This is a genomic window from Psychroflexus sp. MBR-150 (genome assembly GCF_053628795.1).
In genome coordinates this window covers 1-7,858 of record NZ_JBRJHB010000037.1, presented here as the reverse complement: position 1 = coordinate 7,858, position 7,858 = coordinate 1, and the positions used below count along the sequence as shown (strand labels likewise).

Here is a 7,858-nt window from a genome sequence, read left to right as displayed (position 1 = left end):
TTAACCGAAGTTCTGAGATTATTTGCTAACTTTGTTGAATGGCTGAAAAGTGGTGGCATTTTTGCACAGAACTACATATAGCCCAAACGTTAGCACACATATAAACTAAATAAAAAATTAATTAAATAAGAAAATCATGGCAGGTATTTTAGGATTATTAAGTTTTGCATTATTCATAGCATTAATAGTTGGATTAATAAAACCATCTTTGGTAATAAGGTGGTCAAAAAAACCGACACGATTAAAAGTTTTAGGATATTGGTTTTTAAGCACTATTCTAATAACAATATTGGCAGTTTTGTTTATTGATACATCTATTGATTCTAAGACTGTCATTACAAATGCAAACAAATATATAAAAGAGGGTAAATATTCAAGAGCGATTACTTCATTAAAAAAAATCGAAATAAATGATTCATTATATAATTCTGCGCAACTATTATTAATAAAAGCCGATAGTTTAAATAATTTGTCTGAAAAGGAAAAAGCTAAAGCAAAAGAACTTGAAGAAAAAAAGAAAAAAGAAGAAAATGAATTGAAACAAAAGGAGCAATTGGAGAGAGAAATAAAATCCATAAATGAAGGTGTAAATATAGCAGATGGAAAAACTATAGATGAACTTCAAATGGATTTAGTAATTTTTGCAAGTTGGGCTAATATTATAAAAGATGCTGACAATTCTGATAACGAAGAAATTAAAAAGTTATCCAAAACTTTGAAATCTAAAGTCGAGCAAGTTCAAATTAAATATTTCCCAATATTAAGAGGAAAATATGCAAAATTAATTGATGACAAACTTTGGGAGAACGATATTGACGCTTATGCAAATGGAAGTGGAAAAAGATATATAAATTTTACTGGTGGCATATTTGCCGCTAATAAAAATAAAAAAGATTTTCAACAGCAAGTTCATGAAGTGTTAAAAATGTTTAGATTTAAACAATCAAGATATCGTTGGTATGATGGCGAAGATGAATATACATATTATACAATTTATGAGGGAAAAGACTCTGAATTAGTAAGCTTTGAATAGAAAACGTGTGCTAACACTATGTATCTTCAATGGCGAGGTTTGGGAGTTGAAACCAAAAGTTCGGGATTTATTTTCTAACTTTACGACTGAAAAATAAAGGGCAGTGCTTCTTTGGTCGCCACTGAAAGATACACTTCCCGTTAGCATTTATTATGAAAAAAAACATTGCGATTTTATTAATACTTGTTCTTTCATTGAGTTCTTGCCATTCTCAAATTCCGATTGAAAAATTTCGTACAGAAATCGAGAAGTTAGATACGGAAAAACAGATAAGCGAGTATTGGAACAAACTGTATAAAATTGACCAGGAAATTTTAGTTAACACTCGTGATTTAAGAATTGCTGACAGTATTTCAATATCGAATATGATTAAAACTACCTTAATCTTTGATATTCACAAAACAAGAGGATACAACTCAAATGGAAATAGTGGATTTGTCCCAATTCTCAACCTTTCTCATAACCGAATAGGACAAAGTCAAATAGCTTATTGGCCTATAATTGAAAAGTGTGCCGAAATTGGTGGAGCAATCGAGAGTTTTGGAGGAGAATATCCTGCATATCAACTTGAAAGTGTAGCGCTAACTTTTTACAATTACTCGCTATTCAATCAAAAAGAGAAATATCCAGCTCTCGTTAGTAAATTAAGTGAAATAGAAACTGCCGATATTGTTGACGAACTTCTAAAATCGTTCCAACGCCAAAATGATTTGCGTAAATTGACTGAAGTTGAAGTTCTAAATAATTGGTATCTACAGTCATTCAAAGACCGAATTGACGAAGGCGAATTTTCCATCGTAAAAATGTCAGATGATAATTTGTATCTAAAAAAATACGGGCGAATTCAAAGACTTAAACTGCTTAAAGAAAATAAGACATCAACAATTTACAGAATTGAAAACGAACCTTTTGATTGGAAATATGTTTATGGCGAAGATGGAAGTTTAAGTTTAATTGATGAAAATAATAAAGAATTAATCAAATACACTCTGACAAAATAACAAATGCTAACAATATGTATCTTCAATGGCGAGGTTTGGGAGTTGAAACCAAAAGTTTAGGATTTATTTTTTAACTTTACGACTGAAAAACGAAGGGCTGTGTTTTTTTAGTCGCCACTGAAAGATACACTTCCCGTTGGTAGCAACTACTCCATAATATTTTTAAAATTATAGGCTCACCCATTTTTTGATTAAATAAGTTGAATGGATTTTTTTCGGTGGAATTTTTCAAAATCCTAAATGATAGGCTTATCACGATGATTGATAACGAATAAAATCTCATCACGACGAGAAAATCACAATCCGAAACAATAGGCTGATTTGCAATAAAATAGCGAATAAAGAAAACGACAAACGATGCTAAATCAAAAACTATGGCTAAGCGTCAACGAAATATTAAAACATCGAAATTATGGGAAATTTAAAACGTGGGAAAGAAAAAAAATGGGTGCGAAAGGCTTGGGCGTTTTCAGCAAATGTTCTCGCCTACTCCACCGCTACTACCAACAATGTGTATCATTAATAGCTGTGTTTGGGCAAAATTTTAAGGTTTGAGATTTTTTTTTATCTTTACCAATAAAAACGAAAATGTGTTGCCTTTTTGCACGCCACTAATGATACACTCGCCCGTTGGCAACAAGCTAAAAAAACCGAGAAATACGAAAATGAATAACGAAAAATGGAATGAAATCTGCTTTTTACTATCCGACAATATTCGGACTGATATAAGCGAAAGCGATTTTGAACAAAATGTAATCCAAGCTTTGAGAGTTTTGGAATGGAAAGAATTTTTAGGAGATATTCAAATCCGACCTTCTTTTCAAATAGGAGCATCCAATAGAATTATGCCTGATTTTGTTATTAATTCTCAAGAAAAGAAAAACCTTTTTGTTATAGAAATCAAACAACCAAGCATACCATTAAACATAAATTTTCAACAACAGCTATTTTCATATATGCGTCAATTAAGACTTCAATATGGAATTCTAATCGGACAAGTAATTCAAGTATTTTATGATGGAGATTTGACTGACCACGATGACCCAGTCTTGCTTGAAACTATCGAATTTGAAAAGGACTCTGTAAAAGGACTGAAATTTGTGGAATTATTTTATAAACAAAGTTTTAGCTTTGATTTGCTAGAATCATTTACATTAAATTCTCTCAAAAAAATCAACCGAAAAGCTGACCAAAAAAAGTTACGACAAAAAATCTTATCAACTGATTATAATTCAGAACTTTTAGAATTGATAAAACAAGATTTTCTTAACAAATATGATGCTGAATTAATTGACAATGTTCTTCAAGAAATATCGATTAATATTCAACCAAAACAACAAATAACTGACGAAAGACCTAAAATTCCAGCGTTCATTACAGACCAAATAGAAAATAAAAGTACTAGGGATAAAACGAAATATATAATAAACGGGACAAGCGCAAGACTACCGAAAAATAGGTTTGTTTTAGAATTGGTAAAAGCATATTTGCAAAAATATCCGACTGATTTCTCTTCGTTAAAAAGAGTTTTTAAAGACGAATATCAAGGTTCAACTGGAGTAATAAACAAATTGGACTTTGTAGAAACAAAATTTGCTAACAAATCAAATAAAAGACATTTTACTGGAAATGACGAGATTTTGACAAGTGCTGACAACATTCAATTTGTAGTTTCGACAGAATGGGGAAAAGACAATATTAAAAATATCGTGGACTTGGCGAGAGAAAATGGATTTGAAATTAAAGAAGTTTAAAATTGAAAAAAGCCAGTTGCCAACAATGGCTATAAGCAATTGCTTGTTCTCGCCTACTTCTGAAAATCCTCGCGGATTTTCAGTTTGGTGTGTACTTGCAAAGTTAAGTGCTAAACCACGCAACTACTCATAGCCGAAACCGTTAGCACCTATTAAAAAAGACGATCGTGAATTTCAATGACATTGACGACATAAAGAAAAATGGTTTCACAGGTTTTAAAACAATCCGTGACCTATGGACAGACAAATCGAGTATTCCAAAAATTAAAGGAGTTTATCTCGTAATCAACCCGACATTTAAGAAAACTGAATTTATTAATCCAGGAGTAGGTGGATTTTTTAAAGGGAAAGACCCAAATGTTTCAATTACTGAACTGCAAAACAATCACGTTGACAACTCACAAGTCGTTTACATTGGAAAAGCAGGAAGCCCAACAGGACAAGCCACATTAAACTCAAGACTTGGACAGTATTTGAGATTTGGTGAAACAAAAAACGTTGGACATTGGGGCGGTAGATTAATATGGCAACTTAAAAACCATAGCGACCTAGTATTTTGTTGGAAGCCAACGCCAAAAGATGACCCAAGAGAAATTGAAAAGCAATTATTGAGTGAATACATTAAACAATTTGGTGTGAGACCATTTGCAAACTTGACCGGATGAGACCTGATGAATATGAACATATTGTAGCTGAACACTTTGAATCAAAGGGTTACAAAACGACCGTTTCTCAATACTCAAATGATTACGGTGTTGACGTATTTGCCACTAAAGGCACAGAGAAAATTGCAATTCAGGCAAAAATGTTTGGTGGCTCAACTCGACCAATAAACAGACAAATGGTTATGGAACTTCACGGAGCAAAAGACTATTTCGACTGCACAAAAGCAATCATAGCAACAAACGGAAGAATAATAGACAATGCACTTGAAGTTGCCAAAAAGTTGAGAATTGAGATTTTAAACATATCTGCAATTCGGACTTCCAACAAAACCAAAAGGACGACTAAATCAAACTCATTTGAAAACATTTGGGAGAAATATGTAATGCCATTGGAAGGCAAAACAATCAAAAGACCAGATGGAAAGACAAACAAAATTGCTAAAGTAGATTGGTCAGGTATTCAGCGTATTACTTCAAATGGCAAACCTCAAAGAATAAAAATTGAGATTTTTAAAAAGACAATAAACCACCTGCTCGAAAATGGAGAAATTACTCGGTCTTACATTAATGAAGAATACAAAGACAGAGCTTCTTCGGGTATTGTTTTAATTCTTGGAAATACAGAAATATTTGAACTAACAAACAGACCTACGGGACTGAAAATGAAGAAATAACAGGTGCTAACAATGTATATAAAAAATAGGCGGGACAGTAGTAAAAACAAGGCTTTTAGCTTGTATCAAGCTCAGTGCTTTACTGAAAATTTAGTGCTTCGGAATCGCCTACTTTTCATATACTAAACGTTGTAACCAATTTTTAAACAACAAAATGTCTAATGAAACCACAATGCCAATGAAAAAAATGAAAAAAACAAATCAAAAAAAAAGACTGCAAATCAATTTTTGCTTTATGATTTTTACAATACTATTATTTAGTAACTGTAAAAAAGATGACGACAACTCTTCAGATTGTGGGTGTAATTCACCAACCATTTTTACAATCCTTGAAAGTGATGAACAAAAAGCGTTTTTATACAAAAACACTAGTAATAGCAATGAAAATATCCCCTCACACAACTATGGAATATATTTTTCAGAGCCAAATTGCACCAACTGTGTTCACACTTTTTTTGTATGTAATGATGATCTCACAAACAGTATAGAAGAAATACCGAATTACCCAGGTATTGAAGTTCAATTTTCTGGTCAGGCAAAAAAAATCTGTCAAGATGTTTGGGCTCCTGGAGATTATACATACAATTACATAACTTTAACTTCAATAGAACAACTATGAAACGTACAATACTTTTAATCTATTTTTTAACACTTAGTCTTTTCTTGCACGCACAGGAAAAGTTGAATTACGAACTCAATGGAAAAAATATTGAGTTTTCCATTTCACAAACGGAAATTTATGTGGAATTTACCCCAACCCAAAAAATTGCAATCCAACAATATGCAGAACAAGGGTTTACTGAAATCGCTCAAAATTCAGCCATTGTTAAAATGAGTGAAGCAAAAGTTTCATTTCAAGAGCAAAAACAGATAACATAAGTATCCAGCCATTAGACATCAATATTGATAACTTGGGTATAAATACTACAAGCAAATGCTTTGGCGGGATGACATATGAATGTATAGAAAGTTATGAATGGGGAGTGATAGATGATGGTACAGAAGGCCAAGTTGTAGGAGCTGATAATGATGTACATTGGACGAGTGGATGGGTTCTTTCTGGTATAAGTTGCGGTTATGTTTCTTGCGGAGGTGGTGGTGGTGAAAATGGGAGCGGCTTTTATGTACCAGGCGGTTATAGTGGTTCTGGTGGTGGTACATCCAACGGGGATAATAACAATGATGACACTAGCGATCCTAGTGACCCAAATAATCACGGGAATGGTGTTTTTGTAAGTGCTCCAACTGACAATCCAATGCCTGATCCAGATCCCTCCGATGACGGCAACTGTGAAAAACTGCACGAGTTTTCTACTTCTCCCCACTCCCAATCAGCATTTAACAATCTTGAAGGTGAATTGAACTCAACGAAAGAGAAAGGTTATTTGGTAAACGCCCAAAATGATTTTCCATTTTTCAATTTAGATTATGTAGAATCCAGTAATAATTGTACTGAAATTCAATTGGAACTTGGCGGTACTACTTATGCTGTTATGCATACCCACCCAAATAATTGTGGTGGTCAAGGTACTTTGCCAATGTTTTATTATGGTGATATAATTACCCTCTATCAGCTGTATATGTCTTTTGATGTGTCTCAAACGAATCTCACACCATCTGCGTCCGATTTTGCGGTTTATATGACTGTTGACGGCTATGTTTACGCCCTTAAAATTAATAACTTAAGTCAATTCACTCAAATTGCCAGTATTTTTTCAGATATTGATAAACTTAGAAAATTTAAAAGAAATTTAAACCGTGCTTATAAAAAACAAGGTACGACAAGTCCCTCCCAAGACTACCTTGCAGAAGGATTACTTAAAGTAATAGATAAATATAATTTGGGTATTTCGATTTACAGAAGTTCACACGAGGACATTAAATATGACCCAAGGTTTACAACGGAAAATCAGGAGTCCAATTGGAAACGCTTAAGACTAGATGAAAATAATAACTTTAACGATGATCAAAATTGCTAAAAACTATATTATGAAAAATATAATTCTTACTATATTAATAATCGGAGTTTCAATTTCTTGTAAGGCTCAAAACTATCCACTTTTTAACCCTTCTGACAATTTTGATACAAATGGGGCTTACTACAAAGATTCTGATAATGATTTGCAAAAATTAGTTGGTATATGGAAATACGAATCTGACAATGAAATTTTCGAGATTGAATTGAGTTTTAAAGTTGATTATTTTTCTGATTCTGAAATACCTAATTATAGCCAATATGAAGACATGCTTTATGGTGAGTACAAATATATTAATAGTAATGATGAAGAAATTGTAAACTCTTTAAGCGATATTAATAATTTCACAGACAATATTTCACAACATTTGATTTTTGGAAATGAAATATATGAAGGAATTTATAGTAACCTTTGTGATGATTGTGCACCAAATGAAAGAATTGTGGATCTTTTCATTGAAGATCCTCAAAGGGAGTACATAAAATATACTTTGCAAATTAGACATTTACCAGAAAATCAATTTTTAAATGAGCCGGAAAGGATTATGATTTTTATAAAGCAACTAGATATGACCATTATACCTCAAGGCGAACCTTCTGATCATCGACTACCATTAAGAACTGTTATTACTTTGATTAAACAGTAATTAAATATTTAGATAATAAAAGTCGAGTAGGTAAAGGGGAATCTCACCCCTAAACCTCTCACAGAACCGTACGTGATAGTCTCCCATCATACGGCTCTTCTTAACAAGT

9 protein-coding genes are annotated in these 7,858 nt (G+C 32.6%); all 9 read left to right on the top strand.

The window, feature by feature from the left end:
- Nucleotides 1-136: 136 nt before the first annotated feature.
- The 9 genes from ACSSV5_RS12040 to ACSSV5_RS12000 all read left to right on the top strand — a co-directional run bounded on the left by ACSSV5_RS12040 (nt 137) and on the right by ACSSV5_RS12000 (nt 7,749).
- Nucleotides 137-1,033 carry a hypothetical protein gene (locus ACSSV5_RS12040; RefSeq protein WP_454246070.1) on the top strand — a complete coding sequence of 299 codons (897 nt, stop codon included), beginning with the start codon at nt 137-139 and terminating at the stop codon, nt 1,031-1,033.
- A 152-nt stretch (nt 1,034-1,185) separates the two neighbouring features.
- On the top strand, nt 1,186-2,034 hold the full coding sequence (locus ACSSV5_RS12035) for a hypothetical protein (RefSeq protein WP_454246069.1): 849 nt from the start codon (nt 1,186-1,188) through the stop codon (nt 2,032-2,034).
- A gap of 551 nt (nt 2,035-2,585) precedes the next feature.
- On the top strand, nt 2,586-3,788 hold the full coding sequence (locus ACSSV5_RS12030) for a hypothetical protein (RefSeq protein ID WP_454246068.1): 1,203 nt from the start codon (nt 2,586-2,588) through the stop codon (nt 3,786-3,788).
- 167 nt (nt 3,789-3,955) lie between these two features.
- The gene (locus ACSSV5_RS12025) at nt 3,956-4,453 is read left to right on the top strand and encodes a hypothetical protein (protein WP_454246067.1); all 498 of its coding nucleotides are present in this window, start codon (nt 3,956-3,958) and stop codon (nt 4,451-4,453) included.
- Complete coding sequence (locus tag ACSSV5_RS12020) at nt 4,450-5,127, top strand: restriction endonuclease (RefSeq protein ID WP_454246066.1); 678 nt, start codon at nt 4,450-4,452, stop codon at nt 5,125-5,127. Before ACSSV5_RS12025 ends, ACSSV5_RS12020 begins: the two co-directional genes overlap by 4 nt.
- 235 nt (nt 5,128-5,362) lie before the next feature.
- Nucleotides 5,363-5,746, top strand: a complete 384-nt coding sequence (locus ACSSV5_RS12015; protein ID WP_454246065.1) for a hypothetical protein — start codon at nt 5,363-5,365, stop codon at nt 5,744-5,746.
- Complete coding sequence (locus tag ACSSV5_RS12010) at nt 5,743-6,006, top strand: hypothetical protein (protein WP_454246064.1); 264 nt, start codon at nt 5,743-5,745, stop codon at nt 6,004-6,006. The genes ACSSV5_RS12015 and ACSSV5_RS12010 overlap by 4 nt, the downstream gene beginning before the upstream one ends.
- A 68-nt stretch (nt 6,007-6,074) precedes the next feature.
- Nucleotides 6,075-7,106 carry a hypothetical protein gene (locus ACSSV5_RS12005; RefSeq protein ID WP_454246063.1) on the top strand — a complete coding sequence of 344 codons (1,032 nt, stop codon included), beginning with the start codon at nt 6,075-6,077 and terminating at the stop codon, nt 7,104-7,106.
- Nucleotides 7,107-7,116: 10 nt separating this feature from the next.
- Nucleotides 7,117-7,749: a DUF6705 family protein gene (locus ACSSV5_RS12000; RefSeq protein ID WP_454246062.1), complete on the top strand. Its 633-nt coding sequence runs from the start codon at nt 7,117-7,119 to the stop codon at nt 7,747-7,749.
- Nucleotides 7,750-7,858: the final 109 nt, after the last annotated feature.